We start from the raw sequence: 25,603 nt of genomic DNA, 5'->3' as shown, positions 1-25,603 counted from the left end.
GCGTCATGGACCGCACGCACCCGCTTTGAGAAAGTACCTCCATCGATCAACCAACCAGGAGAAAACACCATGACCGGCTTCAACATCCTTCCGCTTGCAGTGGCCCTGCTGATCGGCATCGCGGCGCTTGGTTCCTGCCTGGGTATTGCGCTCGTCGGGCAGAAGTTTCTCGAAAGCAGCGCGCGCCAACCCGAGATGATCGACGCGCTGCAGACCAAGTTCTTTCTGGTGGCGGGCGTGACCGACGGCGCGTTCATCATCGCCACCGGCATCGGCCTGTGGTTTGCCACGGCCAGCCCCTTCGGCTGAGGCGATCCGCGCACCAGGAAGTGACACGATTCACTGGCACCATTCGTGCTAGCACCGTTGACACCGAATTGTTTATGGTTAAAGTATTTAGCTATCAACTGTTCGATGTCCTTGGCACCGCATGGCGCGGTGCCAAGGACATCGTTTCACCCTTTCTTTGCCCTGGAGAACCCATGAGCCACCCGTCCCCGAAGTTGCCCGCGCTGCCGCGCACCCTGCTTTCGCTGCTGCTCTGCGGTGCAGCCCTTGGCGGTGCGGTCTCCGCCATGGCCGCGCCGGTCAAGGTGGGCCTGGCACTCGACATTTCGGGTCCGTTCGCGGCGTTGGGCGCCGAGGCGCGCGACGGCTTTGCGCTTGGCATCAAGCAGCTGGGCGGCAAGCTCGGCGGGCAGGACGTGGAGTTTGTGCAGGCCGACATGGCCGGCAGCCCCGACCAGGCCAAGCAGCTGGTCGACCGCATGATCCAGCGCGACAAGATCGATATTTTCAGCGGTCCCATCGGCTCCAACGTGGCGCTGGCCGTCGGCCCGACGCTGTTCAACGCCAAGGTGCCCTATCTTTCGGCCAACGCCGGCCCCAGCCAGTTTGCGGGCGCACAGTGCAATGCGTTCTTCTTCGGCACCGCCTACCAGAACGACCAGTTCCATGAGGCCGCCGGCAAGTTCGCGCAGGACCGCGGCTTCAAGAAGACCGTGCTCATTGCGCCGAACTATCCCGCCGGCAAGGACGCTCTGGGCGGCTTCAAGCGCCAGTTCAAGGGCCAGGTGGCCGACGAGCTCTACACCAAGCTCGGCCAGATCGACTACGCGGCCGAGCTCGCGCAGTTGCGCGCGGCCAAGCCCGACTCGATCTACTTCTTCCTGCCCGGCGCAATGGGCATCAACTTCATCAAGCAGTTCGTCGGCGCCGGCCTCTCGAAGGACATCACGCTCGTGACCAGCGGCTTCTCGGCCGACGAGGACGTGATCGGCGCCGTGGGCGAACCGATGCTCGGCCTGTTCAACACCTCGCACTGGGCGCACGACCTGGACAACGCCGCCAACAAGGCCTTCGTGGCCGCCTTCCGAAAGGAATACAACGGCCGCTATCCATCGGTATACGCAGCGCAGGCCTATGACGCCATTCTTGCAATGGACGCCGCCGTGAAGCAGGCCGGCGGCAACGCGCAGAACCGCGAAGCCGTGGTGGCCGCACTGAAGAAGGCCAACTACGCTTCGACGCGCGGCACCTTCAAGTATGCGAACAATCACTTTCCGATCGAGAACTTCTACCTGCGCGTGATCGGCAAGGATGCGCAGGGCAAGGTCACGAACAAGCTGATCAATACCGTTCTCACGAACTACGGCGACTCGTACGCCGCAAAGTGCCCCCTCAAGTGAGCGGCATCCTCGTTCTCGAGCAACTGCTCAACGGCCTCGGCTATGGGCTGATGCTGTTCCTGCTGGCGGCGGGGCTCACGCTGGTGTTCGGCATCATGGACGTGCTGAACCTGGCGCATGGCTCGCTCTTCATGTCGGGCGCCTACGTGGCCGCCGAGGCGCACACGCGCACCGGTTCGTTCACCGCAGCCATCGTCATCGCGGTGGCGGTGACGGTGGTGGTGGCGCTGCTGCTCGAAGTGCTGCTGATGCGGCGCCTGTACACACGCGACCACCTCGCGCAGGTGCTCGCCACCTTCGGCGTCATCCTGGTGGCGGACGACATCGTCAAGATGACCTGGGGGCCGTCGCCGGTGATGGCACCGACACCGGCCGCGCTGTCCGGGCCAATCAATCTGGTCGACGGCCTGCCCTACCCGGCGTATCGCCTCGTGATCCTTGCCGGCGGTCTGCTGGTGGCGCTCGCGCTGTACCTGTTGGTCAATCACACGCGCATCGGCATGCGGGTGCGCGCCGGCGCTTCAGACCGGCCGATGGCCGAGCTGATGGGTGTGCGCGTGGGCCGCATCTTCAACGGCGTGTTCCTGCTCGGCGCGGCGCTGGCTGCACTGGCCGGCGCGCTGATGGGGCCCATCGTCGCGGTGCAGGTGGGCATGGGCGAAGCCATCCTGATTCCGGCGCTGGTGGTGCTGGTGATCGGCGGCATCGGCTCGGTGCGCGGCGCCTTCGTGGCCGCCCTGCTGGTGGGCGTGGTCGACACCATCGGCCGCGCCTTCGTGCCGATGCTGCTGCGCGCCACGCTGCCGCCGGCCACGGCCGCCGACCTGGGTCCGCTGTTCGCCGAAGTGGCGATGTATGCGCTGATGGTGGTCGTCCTCATCTTCCGGCCCTCCGGCCTCTTTTCGGCGCGGTCGTGACATGAAGTCTTCCTCACGCTATATCGGACTCGGGCTGCTCTTCGTGCTGCTCGCGGCGTTTCCGCTGGTCGCGCCGCTGCTCGGGCTCGACTTCTACATCGGCTTCGTGCGGCGCGTGCTCGTGGTGGCACTGGCGGCCGCGAGCCTCAATTTCATCCTCGGTTTCGGCGGCATGGTGGCGCTCGGGCATGCGGGCTTCATCGGCATGGGCGCGTACACGGTGGTGGCGCTCAGCGATGCGGGCGTGATGTCGGCCTGGGTGATGTGGCCGCTGGCCGCGCTGGTCGCCGGCGGGGTTGCGGCGCTCATCGGCACGGTGGCGCTGCGCACGCGCGGCGTGTACTTCATCATGACGACGCTGGCCTTTGCGCAGATGCTGTACTTCGTGGTGGTGTCGCTGCGGCGCTATGGCGGCGACGACGGCTACACGCTCATGAGCCGGCCCACGCTGCTGCCCGGAATCGACCTGGGCAACGAGTCGAACTTCTATTGGGTGGTGCTGGTCGTCGTGGCGCTTGCGCTCTGGTGGCTGCAGCGCGCAACGCAGTCGCGCTTCGGCCATGCGCTCATGGGCATTCGCGACAACGAGACGCGGATGCGTGCGCTGGGCTACCCGGTGTTCCGTCTGCAGCTCGTGGCCTTCACGATTGCCGGCGCCATTGCGGGACTGGCGGGCGCACTGCTCGCGGGCGGCAATGGGTTCGTGAGCCCGGCGACGATGCATTGGACGCAATCGGCCACGCTGCTCGTGATGGTGGTGATCGGCGGGTTGGGGCGCAGCTGGGGCGGGCCTGTGGGCGCCATCGTGTGGCTGCTGCTTGAAGAATTCTTGAAGCAGCACACGGAGCACTGGCACATGCCGCTCGGGTTGCTGTTGATTGCTGTTGCGTTGTGGGCACCCAAAGGGCTTGCTGCACTCTACAAGCGCCGCTTGCCCCTCACCCCGGCCCTCTCCCCAGAGGGGCGAGGGAGTAAAGCATGAGCCTTTTCAGAATCGAAGGGTTGGTCAAGCGCTTTGGCGGCTTGCTCGCAACCGACCATGTGAATCTGACCGTGGAGCGCGGCGAAGTGCATGCGCTCATCGGGCCGAACGGCGCGGGCAAGACCACGCTGGTGAACCTGATCACCGGGCTGCTCAAGGCCGATGCCGGGCGCATCCTGCTGGACGAGAAGGACATCACCGGCTTCAAGGACCATCAGCGCGTGGCGGCAGGGATGTCGCGCTGCTTTCAGGTCACGCGCGTGTTTGCCAAGGAAACTGTGCACGACAACCTCATGCTCGCGGCGCAGGCCCATGCGGGCAGCAGCCTGCGCTTCATGGCACCGCGTGCGAACGAGAGCGCCCTGGTGGAGCGTGCCGTGGCGCTGGCCGAACGCGTCGGCCTGGGCGCCGAACGCCATCGCATTGCGGGCACCTTGCCGCACGGTGCCCAGCGGGCGCTCGACGTGGCGCTGGCGCTTGCGGCCGAGCCCAAGCTGCTGCTGCTCGACGAACCGATGGCGGGCATGGGGCCTGACGAATCGGCGCGCATGGTGGAGCTGATCGAATCGCTGCGCGAGTCGATGGCCATCCTGTTGATCGAGCACGACATGGACGCGGTGTTCCGCCTGGCCGACCGGCTCACGGTGCTCGTGCAGGGCCGCGTGCTGATGAGCGGCACCGCCGACGAAGTGCGCGGACACCCGGACGTGCAGGCGGTGTACCTCGGTACGGAAGCAGAGGGACACGCATGAACGCCGCCACCACATTGCTCGACGCGAAATCCGTCGAGGCCGGCTACGGCGCCAGCCAGGTGCTGTTCGGCATCGACCTGAAGATCGGCGCGGGCGAAGTGCTCGCGCTGCTCGGCCGCAACGGCATGGGCAAGAGCACGCTGCTGAAGGTGCTGACGGGCACGCTCGCGCCGATTCGCGGCAGCGTGCATTTCGGCGGCGATGCCATCGGCGGCCACAAGCCGGATGCGATCGCGCGGCGCGGCGTCGCCATCGTGCCCGAGGGGCGGCATGTGTTTCCGAACCTCAGCGTCGACGAGCACCTGCGCGCCTTCGCACGCCCCCGGCCGGGCAGCGCACCGCGCTGGACGGTCGATGCGCTGTACGCCCTGTTTCCGCGGCTCGCGGAGCGCAAGGCCAACGCGGGCAACCAGCTTTCGGGCGGCGAGCAGCAGATGCTGGCAATTGCCCGCGCGCTCTCCACGCATCCGCGCCTGTTGATACTCGACGAGGCCACCGAGGGCCTGGCGCCGGTGATCCGCGAGGAGATCTGGCACTGCATCGCCACGCTCAAGGCCGAAGGCGAAGCGATTCTGGTGGTGGACAAGTACGTGCAGCGCCTGCTGCCACTGGCCGACCGCCATGTGATCCTGGAGCGCGGACGCGTGGTGTGGCAGGGCGACTCGGCCGCGCTCGATGCCGACCGTTCGCTCTGGACGCGCTACCTGGGCGTGTAGCTCGGCTCGTTCGGTGCGGCGCACCCGGCCGGCGCCACGTGCCGCGTCAGCGGCCTACTCGGGCGCCGCGTCGAGCCTCAGGATAAGGTCTCGGCTGGCCTGGTTGAGCCCGGCGACGTTTACCACGCTGCTGTGCTTGCGCAGCCGCTCGACCACCTTGTTGAGCGCCGCCACCGCGGTCACGTCCCAGAAGTGCGCTTGCGACACATCGATGTGCACGGGTGCGCCGTCGATCTCGCGCACGTCGAAGGCATCGACCAGCATGTCGGCCGAGGCGAAGAACACCTGGCCGCTCACGCGATAGACGCGCACGCCGCTTTCATCGGCGGCTTCCGCATGCACGTGCAGCAGACGCGCGACCTTGAACGTGAAGAACACGCCGCTGAGCATCACGCCGGTGGCCACGCCTGCAGCCAGGTTGTCGGTGGCGACCGTGACGGCCACCGTCGCGAGCATCACGGCACTGGACATGCGCGGGTGGCGCACCAGCGTGCGCAGAGAACCCCAGTCGAAGGTGGAAGCCGACACCATGACCATGATGGCGACCAGCGCCGCCACCGGCACCTGCGACACCCAGGGCTTGAGCAGCACCATGAGTATGAGCAGGAAGACGCCCGCGAACAGCGTGGACAACCGGCCGCGCCCGCCGTAGCGCACGTTGCTCACGGTCTGGCCGATCATTCCGCAGCCTGCGATGCCGCCGAAGAAGCTGGCCGCGACATTGGCAATGCCCAGGCCGCTGCATTCGCGGTTCTTGGAGCTCGGCGTGTCGGTCAGGTCGTCCACCACGCTGGCGGTCATCATCGATTCGAGCAGGCCGACCATCGCAATGGCAAAAGCCGGCAGCGCGATGATGCGCAGCGTATCGAGCGACATGGGCACCGACAGCAACGCAAAGGCGGGCAGCGCGTCGGGCAACTGGCCAAGGTCCGCCACGGTCTTGAGCGGCAGGCCCAGCCAATGGCCCACGAGCGTGACCACCACGATGCACACCAGCGGCGAAGGCACGGCCGTGGTGATGCGCGGCAGCAGGTAGATGATGGCAAGCCCCAGCCCCACCATGGCCCAGGTGGCCGTGTTGGCGCCGATGAAGTGCGGCATTTGCGCCGCAAAGATCAGAATGGCCAGCGCATTGACGAAGCCCGTGCGCACCGACGTGGAAACGAAGCGCATCAGCACGCCGAGGCGCAGCAGGCCGAACACGATCTGCATGACCCCCGCCAGCACGCCGGCTGCCAGCAGGTACGGCAGGCCGTGGGCATGCACCAGCGGTGCGGCCACGAGCGCCACCGACCCCGCCGCGGCCGAAACCATGGCCGGCCGGCCTCCGGTAAAGGCAATGACGATGCTGATGATGAACGAAGCAAAGAGCCCGACGGCCGGATCGACACCGGCCACGAAAGAGAAGGCGATGACTTCGGGAATGAGGGCGAAGGTGGCGACGGCGCCGGCCATCAGTTCGCGCGGAATGCTCGGAAACCATTCGGCTCGCAAGCGGCTGTGTGGAGAAGACATGGATGGAGAGGCCCGCGCGCGGCGACAAGAAAGGCCGCGCCACGCCTCACGGGCAGATGCTCTCGATTGTAGGTAGCGCCTTGGGTGCCCCCAGGGCGCTCACACCGAGCGGGTGATGCCGCCGTCCACGCGCAGGTTCTGGCCGGTGATGTAGCCGGCGCCTTCCGAGGCGAGAAAGCCGATGACGGCCGCAATCTCGCTGCTCTTGCCGTAGCGGCCCATCGGAATGCGCGAGCGGAACTCGGGCTTCTCGGGCAAGCTGTCGATGAAGCCTGGCAGCACATTGTTCATGCGCACGTTCTGTGCGGCGTACTTGTCGGCAAAGAGCTTGGTAAACGCCGCGAGGCCGGCGCGGAACACGCCCGAGGTCGGAAACACAGGGTCGGGCTCGAAGGCGGCGAAGGTCGAGATGTTGATGATGGTCCCGCCGCCCTGCTTGACCATGAGGGGTGCCACAAGGCGGCTCGGGCGCACGGCGCTCAGCAGGTAGACATCCATTCCGCGGTGCCAGTCTTCATCGGTAATGTCGAGAATGGGTGCCCGTGGACCGTGGCCCGCGCTGTTGACCAGCACGTCGACGCGGCCCCATTCTTCAGTGACCTTGTCGACCAATCGCTTCAGGTCGTCGTTCGACTGGTTGGAGCCGGTCACGCCAATGCCACCAAGTTCGGCAGCGAGCGCTTCGCCCTTTCCCGATGACGAGAGGATGGCTACGCGAAAGCCGTCGTCCGCAAGTCTGCGTGCTGCGGCGGCGCCCATGCCGCTGCCGCCGGCGGTGACGATTGCTACTTTTTGGGGGGCTTCGGGAGACATGCAAGGTTCCTTGGTTCGTGCGAAGGCTGCATTTAGCCAAGGATTCGGGGCGTTTGCACGGGCTGGGACTCTTGTTCAGGGCGCGTGCAAAGGCCACCGGGTACTCCCCTCCGCGAATGTCCCCCGGGGCTGCGCCCCTCCTCCTTTATTTCGCTGCGGGGAGCACCCGATGCCCTGTGCACTGGGGCACGCTCGTGGTGTACCGCCGATCAACGACCGCCCCGTATAACGCACCCGCTGGCGGGGTGCCTTGCGCAGCGAAATAAAGGAGGAGGCCGCAGGCCGGGGGACATTCGCGGAGTAAGGTACCCCGTCGGCGTGTGCGCCGCCCCGAACAGCAGCACACAACACCGCCTCAGCGCTTGACCCGCAGCATCCCCTCTTGCGCCGTAGAAGCCACGAGCCGCCCGTCACGCGAATACAGGCTGCCACGGCATAAGCCGCGCGCGCCGCTTGCGCTTGGTGAGTCGAGTACGTACAGCAGCCAGTCGTCCATGCGGAAATCGCGGTGGAACCACATGGCGTGGTCGAGGCTTGCGGGGCGCACCTGGCCGCTCATGAAGCTCAGGCCGTGCGGCAGCATGGCGGCACGCAGCAGGCCGTGGTCGGAGGCATAGGCGAGCAGCGCGCGGTGCACCACCGGGTTGTCGGGCAGCGGCGCAATGGCACGCATCCAGATCGCGCTTTCAGACGGGCGCACCTCCGGCGTCAGCAGGTCGTCGGCCTCCACGCGGCGGTATTCGATGCCGTGCGGCTCCAGTCCCTTGATGCGCCAGCGCTCGGGCAGGCGGTCGCCGAGCGCGATGCGCTGGTCGAGTTCGCTCACCAGGCCTTCGGGGCCTTGCACCGTTGGCATCTCGAACTGGTGTTCGACGCCCTCGTCCACCGTCTGGAATGACGCGGACATCTCGAAGATGATGCGTTCCTGCTGTCGCGCCACCACGTGCCGCGTGGTGAAGCTGCGGCCGTCGCGCACGCGGTCTACGCTGTATTCGATAGGCGCGTGCTCGCCGGGCAGCAGAAAGTAGGCGTGCATCGAGTGCACCGGCCGGTCGGCGCCGACGGTGAGGCTTGCAGCCGCCAGCGACTGGCCGAGCACCTGGCCGCCGAAAACCGCGGGCGTGCCGATGTCTTCGCTCTGGGCCAGGAATTTGTCGCCCCCCAGCGGCTCGAGTTGCATGAGCGCGACGAGTTCGTCGACAAGGCGGGAGGCGGTGGCGGGATCGGTGGTCATCGGAAGAAAGGGCTGCAGGCGTCAGCAAAAAGAATCAACCCGCAACCATAGCAAAGGCCGGGCCCGCGGGCTGTCGCGGGCCGGTCAGCACCGGCCCGGCCCCGGCCTGCAGGCTCAGCGGTCGAGGTCGACGCCGTCGGCCGCGAGCTTCTCTTGCAACGCCGGCACATCAACGTCGGCAAACCGGGCGCCGCTGCCCAGCGAAGCCGCCGCCGTTCCCGCGGCCTGCCCCATCACAAAGCAGCCGCCGCTCGCGCGCGCGGCCGACTGGCCCTCGTGCGTCATGGCGGCGCAACGGCCGGCCACCAGCAGGTTGTCCACAGTGCGAGGCACCAGCATGCGCCAGGGCAGCTGGTTGTAGGTGCGGCTCTCGTCGCGCGGAAAGGCCCATTCGATGCGGCCGTCGGCGTGCATTTCCATCGGCCAGGCATTGATGCCGATGTTGTCGTCGAACCTGGCCGACGAGAGGATGTCCTCGCCGGTGAGCGCATAGAGGCCTTCGATGCGGCGCGTTTCGCGGATGCCGACCTGCGGCGCGATCTCGACGATGGCCGACTTTGCGAAGCCCGGCACCTCGGCCTTCATGAACTTGAAGTACTCGGCAATCTGGCGCCGGCCTTCGAGCTCGCCTTCGGTGAGTTCGCGAGCGTCCACGCCGTTCATCGCGCGGCCGGCCGCATTGCGGATCTGCGTGACGTTGGCGCGCCATTCGCGCGGGTCGATGTTGGGCCGAAGGATCGCGCCTTCGCGCGGAAACTTGTACTTGCCGGGCTTCTGCTGCTGCACCGCGGCCATCAGGTCGTTGATGGCCTTGAACTCGCCGACGGCCGCAAGGGCCGGCTCGGCATCGACCTGGCCGACGCGGAACATCGTGGTGGGGAACAGGCCGCTGCCGTGGCCGTCGCCCACTTCGAAGGGCACGCCCGCAAAGGCGGCCACGTCGGCGTCGCCGCTCGCGTCGATGAATGCATTGGCGCGAATGGCCTGCCTGCCGGACTTGGTTTCGACCACGAGCGCCGCGATGCGGTCGCCGTCGCGCACCACCGCGGCCGCCCACGCGTGGAACAGCAGGTTCACGCCGGCGTCCGCCAGCAACTGGTCGGCCGCGATCTTGTAGGCAGAGGTGTCGTAGGAGCGCACGCGGATGCGGCCTTGCATGCCGTCCTGCGGCTTGTTGAGGCCGCCCAGCGCGTCGATGCGCGCGAGCAGGTCGTCGACCACGCCGCGCACCAGCAGCGTCATTTCGCCGTTGCGCTTGCCGTACAGGCCCGCGAAGTTGGTCACGCCGCCCGCGGTGCCCATGCCTCCCAGAAAGCCGTAGCGCTCCACCAGCAGCGTATTGGCACCGTGGCGCGCCGCGCTCACGGCCGCCGCAATGCCGGCGGGGCCGCCGCCGACCACCACCACGTCGTACTCGCCGAAGACCGGCAGTTCGCGTGCCGGTTCGGTCAGGGTGTTCTGCCTGGCTGTTGTCATCACTGGATCTTGATGCCGCGGGCCGAAATGATCTTGGTCATGATCGCGGCCTCTTCCTTCACGCGCAGGCGCATGCCGTCCGGCGAGGTGCCGACTGCCTGCCAGCCCTGCTCGAAGAGCTTCTGGCGCACTTCGGGCTGCTTCATGATGGTTTCGACTTCTCGGCTGAGGCGGGCCTGCGCGGTCTTGGAGAGGTTGGCGGGGCCGAGCAGCGCCACCCACACCTCGAGTGAAAAGTCGCGCACGCCGGCATCGGCCAGCGGCGGGAGCTCGGGCACCAGCGTGCTGCGGCCGCCGGTGAGGCCGACGGCCTTGAGCTTGCCGGCGCGCACCTGCGGCATGGCCACGCCCGGGGGAATGAGGGCCATCTGCACCTGGCCGCCCAGCATGGCGGTCACGACCTGCGGGTTGCCCTGGTAAGGCACGTGTTCGGCGTTGAAGCCGGGCACGCGGCTCTTGAGCAGTTCCATGCCCAGGTGGCCGACCGAGCCGACGCCTACCGAGCCGTAGTTCCACTTGTCGCCGCCCTTGCGGGCCGCATCGAAGAAGGCGGTGCCCGAAGGCAGGCTGTTCTGCGCCACCAGAACCAGGGGCGCGGTGGCAATCAGCGACAGGTAGGTGAAGTCTTTTGCCGGGTCGTAGGGCAGCCGTGGGTACAGCATCTTCGACGAGGTGAGGTTGCCGTTGATGACGATGCCGAGGGTGTGGTCGTCATTGGCCTTGGCCACGATGTCGGCCGCGATGTTGCCCGAGGCGCCGGGCTTGTTGTCCACCACCACGGGCTGGCCGAGCGCCTTGGCCAGCGGCTCGGCGATGGTGCGGGCGGCGATGTCGGGTGTGGAGCCGCCCGGAAAACCCACGAGCAGGCGAATCGGCTTGGTCGGCCAGGCGTTGTTCTGTGCATGGGCCGCCAGCGGCAGCGCGGCGGCGGCAGCCAGGCCGCAGGCGATCAGGAGGGCTCTCTTGGTTGCTTGCATGGAAGGTGAAAAAAGGGAAATGTGAAAAAACGTAATGATGACAGCTACTCAAGGCTGATGTTGCCCCGGCGGACCAGGTCGCCGTACACCTTGGACTTGGCCTCGGCGTTGCGCTCGATTTCTTCTGGCGACCAAGCCAACGGCTCGAAGGCGAAGGTGTCGAAGCGGGCGCGGATCTCGGGGTCGGCAATCACCTTGGCCACGTCGGCGTTGATTTTCGCCTTGACCGCCGCCGGCACGCCCTTGGGCGCGAGCAGCGAGACAAAAGAGTTGACCTCGAGCGACGCCGGCCCGCCCGCCTCCGCCATGGTGGGCACGTCGGGCATCTGGGGAATGCGCTTGGGCGCCGCCACGGCGATGTAGCGCAGCTTGCCAGCCTTGTAGATGCCCTGGCTCGACGGAATGCTCGCGAAGGCCCACGGCACTTCGCCGGTGCCCACGTTCGAATACAGCTGCGACACCTCGCGATACGGTGCATGCCGCATGCGAATGCCCGTGAGCGCCTCGAGCTGCTGCGCACCCAGGTGGCCCGGGCTACCCACGCCCCACGATCCATAGACCATCGCCTCGGGGTTGGCTTTGGCTTCGGCGATCAGGTCGCCCATGTTCTTCAGCTTCGATTCGCTGGAAACCGCGACGAAAAACGGCGTGCGGAACAGCGAGGCCACCGGGTCGAAATGCTGCAGGGTGACGAAGTTGCGCGACTTGTACAGGTGCGGCAGCGCGGCCACGTGCTCGCTGTCGAGCTGCAGCAGCGTGTAGCCATCGGGCGCGGCGCGGCGTGCCTGGTCGATGGCGATGAAGCCGCCGCCGCCCGGCCGGTTGTCGACCACCACGCGCTGGTTCCACAGGCGCGAGAGCTTGTCCGAAACCAGGCGCAGCACCGCGTCGGGCCCGCTGCCGGCGGCAAAGGGCGTGACCAGCGTCACCGGCTTGCTCGGATAGTCGCTGGCCTGCGCCAAGGCGTTGGTGCCGAGGACGGCGGTGGCCGCGGCAAGCACGCCTGCCAGCAATGCGCGTGAAGAGAAGTTCATGGTTGTTGTCTCCTGGGCCTGCGGCCTCGAATAGTGATGACGGGAAAAAAAATGGTTGGTCGTCGGTGCCGGTCAGTGCGGGGAAAGCACGGCCGCGGCGTCGGCACCCGCCGCCGCGAGTGGTCGCAGCCGCTCCGGCGCATCGTCCAGGCAATGCTCGGGCCGCCAGGCATAGAGCCATTCGACCGCATCGTAGAAGCGTTCGGGCGTGCGGCCTACCCAAAGGCTGTTGCGCACCAGCCGCTCCACGCCCTTGGCGTGATACAGGCGCCCCATTTCGCGCACCGACAGCACCACGCGCGCGGTGCGCGGAATGCGCGCGGCCTCGTAGAGCTTGAAGGCGGCGGGCATGTCGAAATTGCAGGCCTGCACCGCGGCGCCGAGCGTGACGGCGTCTTCGATCGCCATGCAGGCGCCCTGCGCGAGGTACTGCATCATGGGATGCGCGGCGTCGCCGAGCAGCGTGGCCGGGCCCTCGCTCCAGCGCTCCACCGGATCGCGGTCGGCCGTGCTCCAGCGGCGCCACGAGGTCGGCCGGTCGAGCAGCTGGCGCGGTCGCGCATGCACGCCCTCGAAGTACGACAGCACTTCTTCCTTGCTGCCGTCGGAAACGCCCCACTCTTCCTGCTCGCGGCTGTGGAAGGTGACGACCAGGTTGTATTGCTCGCCATGGCGCAGCGGATAGTGCACCAGATGGCAGTTGGGCCCGGCCCAGACCACGGGCGCATTCCAGCGCAGGTCGGCCGGCATGTCGGCCACCGGCACCACCGCGCGGTACACCACATGGCCCGAAACGCGCGGCTCGTCGCCGACGAGCTGGGCGCGCACCACCGATTTCACGCCGTCGCAGCCCACGATGGCGTCGGCCGTGAAGCGCCGGCCGTCGCGCGTGACGGCAACCACGCCCCGCGCCTTGCCGCCGCCGATGTCGATCGACTCGACCTGCGCCGACGTGTGAAAGCGGATGAGCGGGTGCTGCTTCACCGCCTCATGGATGGCGCCGTGCAGGTCGGCGCGGTGGCTCACCGCATACGGATTCTTGAAGCGTGCGCGGAAGGCCTCGCCCACGGGCACCGATGCGACTTCGCCGCAATCGACGGCGTCCATCATCACCAGCCGGTCGGTGAACACCGAGTTGCGGCGCACCGCCTCGCCCACGCCCAGTGCGTCGAGCGCTGCAAAAGCGTTGGGGCCGAGCTGCAGGCCGGCGCCGATTTCGCCGATGGTGGCGCTCTGCTCGAGCAGGTCGATGGAAACACCAAGGCGCGCCAGCGCCAGCGCGGCCGCCATGCCGCCGATGCCACCGCCGACGAGCAGCACGCGAGGCGGGTTCTTCGTGGGAGATGTGCTCATTGCGAGGCCTCTTCTGCGCAGCGTTCCGTCAATCGATGCGCACGGTGAGCGAGGGGAGCTTGTCGATGCTCACCTTGATCGTCTGGCCCGGCTTGACCGCGCCCACGCCTTCGGGCGTGCCCGTGAAGATCAGGTCGCCAGGCTGCAGCGCGAAAAGCGTCGACAGATTGGCAATCACTTCGTTCACCGACCAGATCAGGTGCGTGATGTCGCTGTTCTGCCGCACCTGGCCGTCGACTTCGAGCGTGATGGCGCCGGCATTGATCTCGCCCACGTCGGCCAGCGTGCGCAGCGGCGCAATGGGCGCCGAGAAGTCGAACGCCTTGCCGATCTCCCACGGCCGGCCGGCTTCGCGCATCTTCATCTGCAGGTCGCGGCGAGTCATGTCCAGGCCCACGGCGTAGCTGTGGATGTGGCCGGCCGCCTGTTCCACAGCGATGTTCCTGCCGCCCTTGCCGATGGCCACGACGAGTTCGGCTTCGTAGTGGTAGTTGCTGGTGAGCGGCGGATACGGAATGGCGCCGGTTTCGCCTTCGGCCACAGGCACCACCGAGGCGTCGTCATTGGGCTTGCAGAAGAAGAACGGCGGCTCGCGGTCGGGGTCGAAGCCCATCTCGCGTGCGTGCGCCGCGTAGTTGCGGCCGACGCAGTAGACGCGGCGCACGGGAAACAGGTCGCCCGAACCCACGATGGGCAGGCCGACGATGGAAGGAGGCGTGAAGAGGAAGGACATGAGGGCTCCTGCCGCGCGGGGCGGCACGTGGTCGAGACAAAAGAAAAGAGAAGGAAGAAGTGAGGCCGGCTTTCAGGCGTCTTCGAGAAAGGCTTCGCGCAGCACGCCCATGGCCTGCTGCACCGGACGGTCGGAGAAGCTGAACAGCACCACGTCTTCGCCCGTTGCCGAAAGGCGCAGCGGCGCCCACGACGGAACGACGAAGGTGTCGCGCGGGCCGAATTCGAAGCGCTGGCCGGCGATGTGTGCCGTGCCGCGGCCTTCGACCACGCTGTAGACGGCGCCGTCGGTGGCGCGGTGCGTTTTGCCTGCAAAGCCCTTGGGCAGCAGCTGCAGGTGGGTGCCGATGGTGGGCATCGGTGCGCCGCCGGTCAGCGGGTTGACGTAGCGCAGCTTGTGGCCCAGCCAGGCATCGGGCGCTTCCTGCTTCTGCAGCAGGGCCAGCGCCTCGCGGCTGCGGGCGTAGGGGTAGTTGAAGATCGGCGAGGTGGGCGACACGTGGTCGTGGCGCACCGGCACCATGTTGTGGCCGAAGCGCGCGAGGCTGTTGCCCTCGGGGCGCGCCACGTGCTGCACCTTGGCGTCGTCGTTCTCTGCAAAGCCGGCGTCGAAGAAGCGCAGCATCGGAATGTCGAGTCCGTCGAGCCAGACCACCGGTTCCACGGTACCGCCGACGCCCTCGTTGCCGTGGTCGTGCCAGGCCCACGACGGCGTGATGATGAAGTCGCCCGGGTACATGGTGGTGCGCTCGCCGCCTACCGTGGTGTAGGCGCCCTTGCCGTCGACGATGAAGCGCAGCGCCGACTGCACGTGGCGGTGCGAAGGCGCCACCTCGCCCGGCATGATGAGCTGCAGGCCGGCGTAGATCGATTGGGTGATGGACGAGTTGCCGGGCAACGCCGGGTTTTCGAGCACGAGCACGCGGCGCACCGCTTCTTCGGCGGTGATGAGGTCGGCCGATTCCATCAGCAGCGGGCGGATCTCGTCGTAGCGCCAGAGCGCCGGCACGCACGGGGTGGTGGGCTCGCGCGGCACCAGGGCGTGCAGCAACTCCCACAGCGGCGTGAGGTTCAGCGGGCGGATGCGCTCGTAGTAGTCGCGCCGCTCGGCGGCGTTGGCATGGGCCGGGGCGGCTGGTTTCTGGGCTGATGGATTCATGGCGGTTGGGCCCTTGGCGCGGCCTTTTGTCTCCGGGGGAGCGGCTATCTTCCGCCGGTACTACTATTGGCGCAATGCAGCCATGCCGATAGCTGCGATCCTGTTTTTCGATAGTGGTGGCTTCATTTGGCCGCCGAGGAGATGCTTGATGGCCCAGCTCGATCTCGAATGGCTGCTGGTTTTCGACGAGGTCTACAAGACGGCGAACGTGTCGAGCGCGGCCGAGCGGCTGGGCATTTCCCAATCGGCGGCCAGCACGGCGCTGGCGCGGCTGCGAACGCATTTCGGCGACAAGCTGTTCGTACGCACTTCGCGCGGCATGGAGCCCACACCCTACGCGCGCCAGATCCAGCCGCTGGTGCTGGACATCCTCGACCGCCTGAACCGGGCCAAGGGCGGGCGCGCCAGCTTCGACCCGGCCACCGCAGCGCGCAGCTTTCGCATCTGCATGACCGACATCAGCGAGGTGGTGCTGCTGCCCGGCCTGCTCGACCACCTGCGGCATGCGGCCCCGGGGGTGCGCATCGAGACAGAAATCATTTCCACCGACAGCGGCAGGCGGCTGGAAGACGGCGCGGTCGACCTGGCGGTGGGCTTCATGCCGCAGCTCGATGCGGGCTTCTACCAGCAGACGCTCTTCATGCAGAACTTCGTCTGCCTGGCGGCGCGCAACCATCCGCGCATCGGCGACCGGCTCACGCGCAAGCGCTTCGAGACCGAGGCGCACGCGGTGGTGGCCTCCTCAGGCACCGGCCACGCCATTGTCGACAAGACCATCGCGCGGCTTGGGCTGAAGCGAAATGTGGTGACCAGCCTTTCGAGCTTCCTGAGCGTGGCGCGCATCGTGGCGCACACCGAGCTCATCGTGATCGTGCCCAGCATCCTTGGAAAGGTGCTCGCCACGCAGGAGCCGGTGAAGCTGCTGGAGCCGCCCTTCGAGCTGCCCGCCTATGCCGTGAAGCAGCACTGGCACGAGCGGTTCCATGCGGACGCCGGCAACGCATGGCTCCGGCGCACCCTGGCAGAGCTGTTCGGCGGGGGCTGAGCGTGCGCGGCGCCGACCGGCGGCGCGCATTTGCGGGGGCGGGCGCTCGCATAATCGGGGCTCCCACCAACACAGCCCACAAAAAGGCGGCGCATGTCCTCCATCACACTTCGATTTCTGGCCGAGCCCAGCACCGTCAACTTCGGCGGCAAGGTTCATGGCGGCACCGTCATGAAGTGGATCGACGAAGCCGGCTACGCCTGCGCCACCAGCTGGGCCAAGCGCTACTGCGTGACGGCGTTCATCGGCAGCATCCGCTTTCACCACCCGATCATGATCGGCGACCTGGTCGAGGTGGAGGCCCGGCTGGCCTACACCGGCTCCACCAGCATGAACATCTCGGTCGAGGTGCGCAGCGGCGACATGAAGGGCGGCACCATGGACAAGACCACCGAATGCCTGATCGTCTTCGTCTCGGTCGATTCGCACGGCCGCCCGCTCCCGGTGCAGGCGTATGTGCCGGGCACCCCGGGCGAAATGGCGCTGGCCGAACGGGCCAAGACCCACTTGGACGCGAGCCGGGCGGCGGGGAAGGCCTAGCCTCAGGCTTCACTCATAGACGTGAAGCTCTAAAGGCAGAGGCGTCTTGCGGCTAGAGTAGCCCGATTGTTTTCACAGGAACATTCCGCATGGCTACGCAGGACGACGAGAACGGCAACAACAAAGGTGCCGACCGCATCAAGGATTCCGCCCAGCAGATCTGGCTGGCGGGGCTCGGTGCCTTTGCCAAGATGCAGCAGGAGGGCAGCAAGGCTTTCGAGGCGCTGGTGAAGGACGGCGCCGGCATGCAGAAGAAAACCCAGGCCGCCGCCGAGGAAACACTTGCGCAGGCGCAAACGCGCATGGCCGGCTTTGCGAGCGAATTCGGTACCAAGGCTGCCGGCCAGTGGGGCAAGCTCGAGAACATCTTCGAAGAGCGCGTGGCGCGCGCCCTCGAAAAGCTCGGCCTGCCTTCGGCCGCCGACTATGCCGCGCTGCAGGCCCGCGTGGCGGCGCTCGAAGCCGAGCTGCAGCGCAGCGAGAAAAAACCGGCCGCCGCCCCCGCTCGGGCAAGCCGCAAGACAGCAGGCCGCAGTGCGGCGCCCGCTGCCGCTCCCAAGAAGACCGTGCGGCGCAGCACCAAGGCCGGCTAGACCGCCTGCCTGGCAGAGAGGGGTAGCCACCCCTTCTTTTGCGGCACTGCACAACGCGTGCTGCCGCAAAACATTGCCCCGCGTTGTTCAAGGCGCTGTGTACATACGCTAGAGTGTCCCCACAAGAGACAAAACGGGGACTGACATGGCCAAGAAGGCGCCACGCCGCACAGCGCAACGCATTCTCGAAGCCGCACTGGAGCTGTTCAACCGCTTCGGGGAGCCGAACGTCTCCACCACGCTGGTGGCGGGCGAGCTCAATATCAGTCCCGGCAATCTCTACTACCACTACCCCGCCAAGGAAGAGCTGATCAACAAGCTCTACGAGAGCTACGAGGCCGAGCTCAATGAGCTCCTGCATGCCAGCGAGGGCGTGCACGACGTGGAAGACGCCTGGTTTTTCATGCACAGCCTGTTCGAGTTGATCTGGCGCTACCGCTTTCTCTACCGCGACCTGAACGACCTGCTCAGCAAGAACCGGCACCTGGAGACGCAGTTCCAGCTGGTGCTGAAGAACAAGGCGCGCGCCATCCGCGTGCTGATTGCAGGGCTGAGCCGGTCCGGGCATCTCGACATCGACGCCCACGAGGTCGATACCCTGGCGCAAAGCATGGTGGTGGTGCTGACCTATTGGCTGAGCTACGAATACGTGCGCAACCCGCGCGAAGCGCTCGAACCCGCGCACGCGCAAGGCGCGCTGATGCGCGGTGGCCAGCACACGCTCCACCTGCTCGCGCCCTATCTCGGGCGAGACCAGCGGAGGCATTTGCTGACACTCAGCAACGCCTACAGCGGCGAAGATCCGGCAAGCGACGCGCCGTCGGTTGCGCCCATCGATCTGGCGGCCTAGATGACCATGCCCCATCCAGACTTCAAACCGCTTTCGCTGATGTCCGCCGGCCATGTTGCCGCGGCGGCACCGGCGGAACCCTGGACGCCGCTGCCCTACGCCGACGTGCCGCGCTACGACGCGAACACGTTGCTGTCGCAGTGGCTGCGCCTTCATGCCGGCCACCCCTTGCCGCCGCCGGAGAAGGAGCATCCGCTGGCGGACGGCTGGGCGCTGTATCACAGCGGGGAGTTCGAGCGCGCCGCCGCGCTTGGCCTGCTGCACGGACCCGAGGGCCTGGTGCTGGCCAATCAGGCCACCGCCATTTACGCCAACTATCTCGAGCCCCGCGAATCGGTGCGGCTTTCGATGTTCCGGCAGGTCATCGAACGCGCCGGCGCACAGGCCACCGCCGAGCCCGACAACTGCCAGGCGCTCTACTGGCAGGCCTACGCCCTCGGCCGCTACAGCCAGGGCATCAGCGTGGCGCGCGCGCTGGCGCAGGGCCTGGGCAGCAAGCTCAAGGGTGCGCTCGAACGCGTGATCGAGCTGCAGCCGGACCATGCCGACGCGCACATTGCACTGGCCGCCTTCCATGCCGAGGTGATCGACAAGGTGGGCGCGCTGGTCGGGCGCATGACCTACGGCGTGCGGGCCGACGTTTCGGTCGAGCTGTTCAAGCGCGGCCTTGCGCTGAACCCCCATTCGGCCAGCGCGCTGATGGAATACGGCCGCGCGCTGCTCATGCTGCACGGCGACGCGCGCATGGGCGAAGCCACGCAGCTGTACGAAAAGGCCGCGGCCCTGGAGCCGGTGGATGCGAAGGAACGGCTGGACGTGGAACTGGCGCGGGCGGGGCTGTCGGACTGAGACGGCCGGCGGCTGGTACCCGCAGGTACCGCGCCACTTAAGATGCGTACTCTTCGCTTTTCAACAGACCACGCATGTCCGACCTCAACGCCCAATTCGAAGCCGCCCAAGCCAACTCCAAGCTGCTGGCCGAGCGCCCCGACAACCCGACGCTGCTCAAGATCTACGGCCTCTTCAAGCAGGCCACCGAGGGCGACAACACCGCCAAGAAGCCGAGCTTCAGCGACATCGTCGCGCGCGCCAAGTGGGACGCGTGGACCGCGCAAAAGGGATTGAGTGCGGACGCGGCCAAGCAGAAGTACATCGACCTGATCGAGTCGCTGCGCGGCTGACCTCCCCCTTCAGCCGACGATCCCGCGTTCGTGCAGCGCGGCAATCTGCTCTGCGGTAAGGCCGATCTCCTTCAGCACCGCGTCGGTGTCCGCGCCGAGTGCAGGCGCGTTGTGCCGGTGGCCGGCCGGCGTGAGCGACAGCTTGGGCACGAAGCCCGGCACGGCCAGCGTGCTGCCGTCCGCCATGTGCACCTGTTGCAGCATGCCGCGCGCGGCATAGTGCGGGTCGGCCGCAATGTCGGCAATGGTGTAGATGCGGCCGGCCGGCACGTGCGCGGCATCGAGCGCGGCAAGCACTTCGTCCACCGTTCGTTGCGCGGTCCATTCGCCGATGGCGGCATCGAGCATTTCCACTTGCGCCACCCTGCCGGTGTTGCCGGCCAGCGCCGGATCGGCGGCAAGGTCGGGCCTGCCGATGCATTCCATCAACCGCCGAAAGATACTGTCGCCGTTGCCTGCCACGATGGCATAGCCGCCGTCGGCGCAGCGGTAGGCATTGGTGGGCGCAATGCCGGGCAGCGCGCTGCCGGCTGCCTCGCGCACCGCACCGAACGCGCTGTACTCGGGCAGCAGGCTTTCCATGCAGTTGAAAACGGCCTCGTAGAGCGCCACGTCCACCACTTGCCCCCTGCCCTTCGGATATTCGGCGCTCACCGTGGCGTGGCGGTGCTGCATGGCCATGAGCACGCCGATCACGCCGTGCAGCGAAGCCAGCGTGTCGCCGATGGAAACACCCACCCGCACCGGCACGCGACCTGGCTCGCCCGTGAGATGGCGCAGCCCGCCCATGGCCTCGGCCACCACGCCAAAGCCGGGGCGGTCGCGGTAGGGGCCGGTCTGGCCGTAGCCGCTGATGCGCAGCATCACCAGCGCGGGGTTCGCGGCCAGGAGCTCATCGGGCCCCAGGCCCCAGCCCTCCATTGCGCCGGGGCGAAAGTTCTCGATCAGCACGTCGGCTTCGGCCGCAAGCTGCCGCACGATGGCCTGTGCTTCGTCCTGACGCAAGTCGAGCGCCAGCGAGCGCTTGTTGCGCGACTGGACCTGCCACCAGACCGAGGTGCCGTCTTTCAGCAACCGCCACGTGCGCAGCGGATCGCCCGCGCCGGGCGGCTCGATCTTGATGACCTCGGCGCCGAAATCGGCCAACGTGCGTGCCGCGAAAGGCCCGGCGATGAGCTGCCCGAGCTCGACGACCTTGAGGCCGGCCAGGGGACCGGCGGCTGCTGACTTGGCGGGCGAAGAAGAGGTGTGGGTCATGACGCCAGAGTGTGCCGCGGCGCCAGTCGGCGCTCATGGGGCGGGAAAACACCTATGAATTCTTGACACAGCCTCTCCCGGCTTTTCCGCAGTGCAGCAATCGCCTTGCAAGAAGGGCTTTCCCCCGAGGAGAAAGCGGCTTGCTGCACCGCAATGCCTGCGCGTTGCAGCTCATCTGAACGTCAAAAAAGTATCAGTTTCGGCCTCTAACTCTGGTTGTGGGGGTCCGGGGCGATTCGTACAGTCCGCCCACTGTCATACGCTGCAAACCACAACAAGGAGACGAGAAAACGCCATGCAACCCGATCTGGAAATCGTCGAAGTCCGCGGAGACGAATCGTTCACCGCCTGGGCGCACGGCTATCCGTATCGCACGGTGCGCTGGCATTTCCATCCCGAGTACGAAATCCAGCTGATCGTGGAAACGCGCGGCGTGTACTTCGTGGGCGACCACGTCGGGCACTTCGAGCCGGGCAACCTGGTGCTGATGGGCCCCGACCTGCCGCACAACTGGATCAGCGACGTGCCCGCGGGCCAGAGCGTCGAGCGGCGCGGCATCGTGATCCAGTTTCCGGCCGGGCTGGTCGACCGGATGGCGGGCACTTTTCCGGAGTTCGCCCGCATCGGCCCGCTGCTGGCCGAGGCCGGCTCGGGCCTTCTCTTTTCGGCGGAAACAGCGGTCACGGCCAAGCCGATCATGGAGGCGCTGCTCGAAGCACGCGGACTGCGCCGCGTGATCCTGCTGCTGTCGCTGCTTGAACTGCTGGAAGCCAGCAACGACCGCCAAAGGCTCGCGAGCCCGGCGTTCAAGCCCGATCCCAAGGCCTTCATGTCGCACGCCATCAACAACGTGCTGGCGCACATTGCGGCCAACCTGGGCGACGACCTGCGCGAACCGATGCTGGCCGAGCTGGTGGGCCAGAGCCCGAGCGCCTTCTCGCGCTCGTTCCGCAAGCACACGGGCCAGTCGTTCGTGCGCTATGTGAATCGCCTGCGCATCAGCCGCGCATGCGAACTGCTCACCAGCAGCGAAAAACCGGTGCTCGACGTCTGCATGGACGTGGGGTTCAACAACGTGTCGAACTTCAACCGCCAGTTCCTGCTGCACAAGCGCATGCCGCCGACGAAGTTCCGCAGTTTCCATCGCATGCAGGCCGCGGCCTCGCGTACCGCAAATCCGCCGTAGCCGGCTTTCTTCCCTGTTCCCGTGTCCTCATCGGCGCGGTGCTCCGAGCGCCGCGTGGGGGCGCCTTTGCCCGAGTTTTTCGACAGCCATCACAAACCAGGAGACACAGCCATCATGAAGAACCTTCTCAAAGCCACCGCCATCCTTGCCGCGCTGGTCTGCGGCGCCTCCGCCGCGCAGGCGCAAGCCCCCAAGCAGCCGCTGCGCATCGGCATGACTTTCCAGGAACTGAACAATCCGTACTTCGTGACGATGAAGCAGGCGCTCGAGGAAGCCGCGGCCAGCATCGGCGCGACCGTGGTCACCACCGACGCGCGGCATGACGTGTCCAAGCAGATCGGCGACGTGGAAGACATGATCCAGAAGAAGATCGACATCCTGCTGCTCAACCCGACCGACTCCACCGGCGTGCAGTCGGCGGTGCGCTCGGCCAAGAAGGCGGGGCTGATCGTGGTGGCGGTGGATGCCAATGCGCAGGGGCCGGTCGATTCGTTCGTGGGCTCGAAGAACCTCGATGCGGGCCGCTTGGCCTGCGAATACCTGGCGAAGAACATCGGCGAGAAAGGCGACGTGGCCATTCTCGACGGCATCCCGGTCGTGCCGATCCTGGAGCGCGTGAAGGGCTGCCGCGGGGCCCTCGCCAAGTACCCGGGCATCAAGGTGGTGAGCACGCAGAACGGCAAGCAGGAGCGCGCCACCGCCCTCACCGTGACCGAGAACATCCTGCAGGCCAACAAGGACCTGAAAGGCATCTTCAGCGTGAACGACGGCGGCTCGATGGGTGCGCTGGCCGCCATCGATGCCAGCGGCAAGGACGTGAAGCTCGCGAGCGTGGACGGCGCGCCCGAAGCCATCAAGGCCATGCAGAAGCCCAACTCGAAGTTCATTGCCACCACCGCGCAATACCCGCGCGACCAGATTCGCCTGGCCATCGGCATTGCGCTGGCCAAGAAGTGGGGCGCCAACGTGCCGGCCGCGGTGCCGGTCGATGTGAAGCTGATCGACGCCGAGGGCGCGAAGACGTTCAGCTGGTAACCCGCGCCGGCCATGAGCTCCCCCGCAGAAGAAAGCCCCGAGATGCTCCGGCTGGAAGGCGTGTCCAAGCGCTTTCCGGGTGTGAAGGCGCTGTCGGGCATTGACCTGTCGATCCGCAAGGGCGAGGTGCATGCGCTGCTCGGCGAGAACGGCGCGGGCAAGTCGACGCTGATGAAGATCCTCGGCGGCATCTACCAGGCCGACGAGGGCCGCATCTTCATCGACGGCCGCGAGCGGCAGTTCGCGGGCTACGGCGACGCAATCGCGGCGGGTGTCGGCATCATCTTCCAGGAGTTCAGCCTCATTCCGTACTTGAACGCGGTGGAGAACATCTTTCTCGGCCGCTATCTGAAGAACCGGTTCGGGCTGCTCGACAGGGCCGCCATGAAACGCTCCGCGCAGGCGATCTTCGAGGAACTGGGCGTGCAGATCGACCTCGACGTGCCGATCTGCCGGCTTTCGGTGGCGCAGCAGCAGTTTGTCGAAATCGGCAAGGCGCTGTCGCTTAAGGCGCGGCTGCTGGTGCTCGACGAGCCGACCGCCACGCTCACGCCCAACGAGGCCGGGCACCTGTTCAAGATCATGCGGGAGCTGCGCGCCAAGGGCGTGGCAATGATCTTCATCTCGCATCACCTGGATGAGATCTTCGAGGTGTGCGACCGCATCAGCGTGCTGCGCGACGGCGCCAATGCCGGGCATGCAGAGGTGGGCGCGACCGATGTGAACGCGCTGGTCGAAATGATGGTCGGCCGCAAGATCGAGCACAACTTTCCGCCCAAGCCAGTGCCCGCGCCGCGCGGGCGCAAGGTGCTCGAAGTGCCGGAGATCCAGCTTGCCAAGGGCGGGCCGGTGAACAGCTTCGACTTGCACGAGGGCGAGATCCTCGGCTTTGCGGGGCTCGTGGGCTCGGGGCGCACCGAACTCGCGCTGGGAATGATGGGCGCCGACCGCGTGCACCGCAAGACAGTGCTGCGCAACGGAAAGCCGGTGCGGCTGAACGACCCGACGCAGGCGTTGGAGAACGGCATTGGCCTGTTGCCCGAGAGCCGAAAGGTCGAAGGGCTGATTACCGACTTCACGATCCGCTTCAACATTTCGATGAACAACCTCGGCAAGCACAGGAGCGCCGGGCTCGTGAGCCAGAAGTCGGAGAAGCAGTCGGCCGATGAACTCTCCAGGCGCGTGGGCGTGAAGGCGCCAGGCATCGAGACACGCGTGGCCACGCTGTCGGGCGGCAACCAGCAGAAGGTGGTGATTGCGCGGTGGCTCGACCACGGTTGCGAGGTGCTGATCTTCGACGAGCCCACGCGCGGCATCGACGTGGGCGCCAAGGCGGAGATCTACAGCCTGATGCGCGACCTCACGCAGCAGGGCAAGGCCATCATCATGATTTCGAGCGAGCTGCCCGAGATCGTGGGCATGTGCGACCGCGTCGCCGTGTTTTCGAACGGGTCCATCGTGGCCACGCTCGAGGGCGACTCCATCAACTCCGGCGGCATCATGCGCCACGCAACGACAGGGGGCTCGCAATGAATGCAACCGCCATCCACCCCACACCACCCACGCCCGACAGCGGATTGTTCACGCAGCTGCGCCGCTCCACGGCCTTTCTGCCGCTGGTCGGCCTGGTTGCGATCTCGGTCTTCATGATCGTTGCGACCGACAACTTTCTGTCGTGGGGCAACCTGCAGAACATCGCGCTGCAATCGTCGATCAACGCAATCATCGCCGTGGGCATGACAGCCGCCATCCTCACCGGCGGCATCGATCTTTCGGTAGGCGCGGTTGTGGCGCTGTCGGGCACGCTGGCCTCGGGAATGATGGTGCAGTTCGGTCTGCCGCCGATGCTTGCGGTGCCGCTCGGGCTGGCCGTGGGCGTGGTGATCGGCCTGTTCAACGGCTATTGCGTGGCCTACCTTCGCATGCCGCCGATCATCGTGACGCTGGCCACCATGGGCATTGCACGCGGTATCGCGCTCATCTACACCGGCGGCTACCCGATCGACGGGTTGCCCGAGTCGTTCGCCTTTCTCGGTGGCGGCGTGCTGGCGGGCATCAAGGTGCCGATCCTCATCATGCTGGCCACCTACCTGGTCGCCTATGTGCTGCTCAACATGGCGCCGTTCGGCCGCTATGTGTATGCCATCGGCGGCAATGAGGAGGCGACGCGGCTCTCGGGCGTGCGCGTGTCTCGCTACAAGCTGCTGGTGTATGCGCTGAGCGGTTTTACCGCAGCCGTGGCCGGCATCGTGCAGGCGGCGCGCGTCACGAGCGGGCAGCCGGGCGTGGGCGTGGGCTTCGAGCTCGACGCCATCGCGGCGGTGGTGATGGGCGGCACGTCCATCGCCGGCGGGCGCGGCGCCATCGTGGGCACGCTCGTGGGTGCGCTGCTGCTGGGCGTGCTGAACAACGGGCTCAACATGATCGGCGTGTCGCCGTACCTGCAATTGATCATCAAGGGCGGGATCGTGCTGCTTGCGATCTTCATCAGCCGAGAAGCCAAGCGCTGACTTCCCTGCCTTGCTCCTTCCCCCTTTGGGGGAAGGCTGGGATAGGGGCAGGCTGGGC

General features: G+C 66.8%; 26 protein-coding genes. 16 read left to right on the top strand and 10 right to left on the bottom strand.

Going from position 1 to position 25,603, the window contains the following annotated elements:
- Window positions 1–69 precede the first annotated feature (69 nt).
- From atpE to GOQ09_RS02000, 6 genes are all read left to right on the top strand, one after another.
- Window positions 70–309: a F0F1 ATP synthase subunit C gene (gene atpE, locus GOQ09_RS02025; protein WP_157611649.1), complete on the top strand. Its 240-nt coding sequence runs from the start codon at window positions 70–72 to the stop codon at window positions 307–309.
- A 173-nt stretch (window positions 310–482) separates the two neighbouring features.
- The gene (locus tag GOQ09_RS02020; protein ID WP_157611648.1) at window positions 483–1,688 is read left to right on the top strand and encodes an ABC transporter substrate-binding protein; all 1,206 of its coding nucleotides are present in this window, start codon (window positions 483–485) and stop codon (window positions 1,686–1,688) included.
- Window positions 1,685–2,605, top strand: a complete 921-nt coding sequence (locus GOQ09_RS02015) for a branched-chain amino acid ABC transporter permease (protein WP_157611647.1) — start codon at window positions 1,685–1,687, stop codon at window positions 2,603–2,605. Before GOQ09_RS02020 ends, GOQ09_RS02015 begins: the two co-directional genes overlap by 4 nt.
- Before the next feature lies 1 nt (window position 2,606).
- Window positions 2,607–3,587, top strand: a complete 981-nt coding sequence (locus GOQ09_RS02010; RefSeq protein WP_157611646.1) for a branched-chain amino acid ABC transporter permease — start codon at window positions 2,607–2,609, stop codon at window positions 3,585–3,587.
- Entirely contained in the window at window positions 3,584–4,339 is a 756-nt protein-coding gene (locus tag GOQ09_RS02005; RefSeq protein WP_157611645.1) for an ABC transporter ATP-binding protein, read from the top strand. The genes GOQ09_RS02010 and GOQ09_RS02005 overlap by 4 nt, the downstream gene beginning before the upstream one ends.
- A complete protein-coding gene (locus GOQ09_RS02000; protein WP_157611644.1) occupies window positions 4,336–5,055 on the top strand; it encodes an ABC transporter ATP-binding protein in 720 nt (239 codons plus the stop codon). Before GOQ09_RS02005 ends, GOQ09_RS02000 begins: the two co-directional genes overlap by 4 nt.
- 54 nt (window positions 5,056–5,109) lie before the next feature.
- Here GOQ09_RS02000 and GOQ09_RS01995 read toward each other — a convergent pair whose 3' ends face one another.
- The 9 genes from GOQ09_RS01995 to gtdA form a co-directional block, all read right to left on the bottom strand.
- On the bottom strand, window positions 5,110–6,570 hold the full coding sequence (locus GOQ09_RS01995) for a SulP family inorganic anion transporter (RefSeq protein ID WP_157611643.1): 1,461 nt from the start codon (window positions 6,568–6,570) through the stop codon (window positions 5,110–5,112).
- Window positions 6,571–6,669: 99 nt separating this feature from the next.
- A complete protein-coding gene (locus GOQ09_RS01990) occupies window positions 6,670–7,383 on the bottom strand; it encodes an SDR family oxidoreductase (protein ID WP_157611642.1) in 714 nt (237 codons plus the stop codon).
- 355 nt (window positions 7,384–7,738) lie between these two features.
- Complete coding sequence (locus tag GOQ09_RS01985; RefSeq protein ID WP_157611641.1) at window positions 7,739–8,617, bottom strand: acyl-CoA thioesterase; 879 nt, start codon at window positions 8,615–8,617, stop codon at window positions 7,739–7,741.
- 114 nt (window positions 8,618–8,731) lie between these two features.
- On the bottom strand, window positions 8,732–10,093 hold the full coding sequence (locus tag GOQ09_RS01980; protein WP_157611640.1) for an FAD-dependent oxidoreductase: 1,362 nt from the start codon (window positions 10,091–10,093) through the stop codon (window positions 8,732–8,734).
- Entirely contained in the window at window positions 10,093–11,070 is a 978-nt protein-coding gene (locus GOQ09_RS01975) for a Bug family tripartite tricarboxylate transporter substrate binding protein (RefSeq protein WP_157611639.1), read from the bottom strand. Before GOQ09_RS01975 ends, GOQ09_RS01980 begins: the two co-directional genes overlap by 1 nt.
- Before the next feature lie 44 nt (window positions 11,071–11,114).
- On the bottom strand, window positions 11,115–12,104 hold the full coding sequence (locus GOQ09_RS01970; RefSeq protein ID WP_157611638.1) for a Bug family tripartite tricarboxylate transporter substrate binding protein: 990 nt from the start codon (window positions 12,102–12,104) through the stop codon (window positions 11,115–11,117).
- Window positions 12,105–12,176: 72 nt separating this feature from the next.
- A complete protein-coding gene (locus GOQ09_RS01965; protein WP_157611637.1) occupies window positions 12,177–13,457 on the bottom strand; it encodes a 3-hydroxybenzoate 6-monooxygenase in 1,281 nt (426 codons plus the stop codon).
- A gap of 28 nt (window positions 13,458–13,485) precedes the next feature.
- Window positions 13,486–14,190: a fumarylacetoacetate hydrolase family protein gene (locus tag GOQ09_RS01960; RefSeq protein WP_157611636.1), complete on the bottom strand. Its 705-nt coding sequence runs from the start codon at window positions 14,188–14,190 to the stop codon at window positions 13,486–13,488.
- A 72-nt stretch (window positions 14,191–14,262) separates the two neighbouring features.
- Window positions 14,263–15,348, bottom strand: a complete 1,086-nt coding sequence (gtdA, locus tag GOQ09_RS01955; protein WP_157611635.1) for a gentisate 1,2-dioxygenase — start codon at window positions 15,346–15,348, stop codon at window positions 14,263–14,265.
- Window positions 15,349–15,496: 148 nt separating this feature from the next.
- Between gtdA and GOQ09_RS01950 the strand changes: the two genes are divergently transcribed.
- From GOQ09_RS01950 to GOQ09_RS01925, 6 genes are all read left to right on the top strand, one after another.
- Window positions 15,497–16,393 (top strand): LysR family transcriptional regulator, encoded by an 897-nt coding sequence (locus GOQ09_RS01950; RefSeq protein WP_157611634.1) that lies wholly within the window; start codon window positions 15,497–15,499, stop codon window positions 16,391–16,393.
- Window positions 16,394–16,486: 93 nt separating this feature from the next.
- On the top strand, window positions 16,487–16,933 hold the full coding sequence (locus tag GOQ09_RS01945) for an acyl-CoA thioesterase (RefSeq protein WP_157611633.1): 447 nt from the start codon (window positions 16,487–16,489) through the stop codon (window positions 16,931–16,933).
- Between the two features lie 89 nt (window positions 16,934–17,022).
- Window positions 17,023–17,526, top strand: coding sequence for a phasin family protein (locus GOQ09_RS01940; protein ID WP_157611632.1), 504 nt, complete (start codon window positions 17,023–17,025; stop codon window positions 17,524–17,526).
- A 145-nt stretch (window positions 17,527–17,671) separates the two neighbouring features.
- Window positions 17,672–18,376, top strand: coding sequence for a TetR/AcrR family transcriptional regulator (locus GOQ09_RS01935; protein WP_126747777.1), 705 nt, complete (start codon window positions 17,672–17,674; stop codon window positions 18,374–18,376).
- 6 nt (window positions 18,377–18,382) lie between these two features.
- Window positions 18,383–19,225 carry a hypothetical protein gene (locus GOQ09_RS01930; RefSeq protein ID WP_207309911.1) on the top strand — a complete coding sequence of 281 codons (843 nt, stop codon included), beginning with the start codon at window positions 18,383–18,385 and terminating at the stop codon, window positions 19,223–19,225.
- A gap of 74 nt (window positions 19,226–19,299) precedes the next feature.
- On the top strand, window positions 19,300–19,557 hold the full coding sequence (locus GOQ09_RS01925) for an acyl-CoA-binding protein (RefSeq protein ID WP_157611631.1): 258 nt from the start codon (window positions 19,300–19,302) through the stop codon (window positions 19,555–19,557).
- A gap of 9 nt (window positions 19,558–19,566) precedes the next feature.
- On the opposite strand, the gene GOQ09_RS01920 is transcribed toward GOQ09_RS01925, so the two are convergent.
- Window positions 19,567–20,814 carry a CaiB/BaiF CoA transferase family protein gene (locus tag GOQ09_RS01920; RefSeq protein ID WP_157611630.1) on the bottom strand — a complete coding sequence of 416 codons (1,248 nt, stop codon included), beginning with the start codon at window positions 20,812–20,814 and terminating at the stop codon, window positions 19,567–19,569.
- Window positions 20,815–21,109: 295 nt separating this feature from the next.
- Between GOQ09_RS01920 and GOQ09_RS01915 the strand changes: the two genes are divergently transcribed.
- From GOQ09_RS01915 to GOQ09_RS01900, 4 genes are all read left to right on the top strand, one after another.
- Window positions 21,110–22,000, top strand: a complete 891-nt coding sequence (locus GOQ09_RS01915; protein ID WP_157611629.1) for a helix-turn-helix domain-containing protein — start codon at window positions 21,110–21,112, stop codon at window positions 21,998–22,000.
- Window positions 22,001–22,114: 114 nt separating this feature from the next.
- Window positions 22,115–23,035, top strand: coding sequence for an ABC transporter substrate-binding protein (locus tag GOQ09_RS01910; RefSeq protein WP_157611628.1), 921 nt, complete (start codon window positions 22,115–22,117; stop codon window positions 23,033–23,035).
- Window positions 23,036–23,047: 12 nt separating this feature from the next.
- Window positions 23,048–24,568 carry a sugar ABC transporter ATP-binding protein gene (locus tag GOQ09_RS01905; protein WP_242630961.1) on the top strand — a complete coding sequence of 507 codons (1,521 nt, stop codon included), beginning with the start codon at window positions 23,048–23,050 and terminating at the stop codon, window positions 24,566–24,568.
- On the top strand, window positions 24,565–25,545 hold the full coding sequence (locus tag GOQ09_RS01900) for an ABC transporter permease (RefSeq protein WP_157611627.1): 981 nt from the start codon (window positions 24,565–24,567) through the stop codon (window positions 25,543–25,545). Before GOQ09_RS01905 ends, GOQ09_RS01900 begins: the two co-directional genes overlap by 4 nt.
- Window positions 25,546–25,603: the final 58 nt, after the last annotated feature.

It is taken from the genome of Variovorax paradoxus, assembly GCF_009755665.1.
GTDB classification, from domain to species: domain Bacteria; phylum Pseudomonadota; class Gammaproteobacteria; order Burkholderiales; family Burkholderiaceae_C; genus Variovorax; species Variovorax paradoxus_G.
This window is presented reverse-complemented; position numbering and strand designations above follow the sequence as displayed.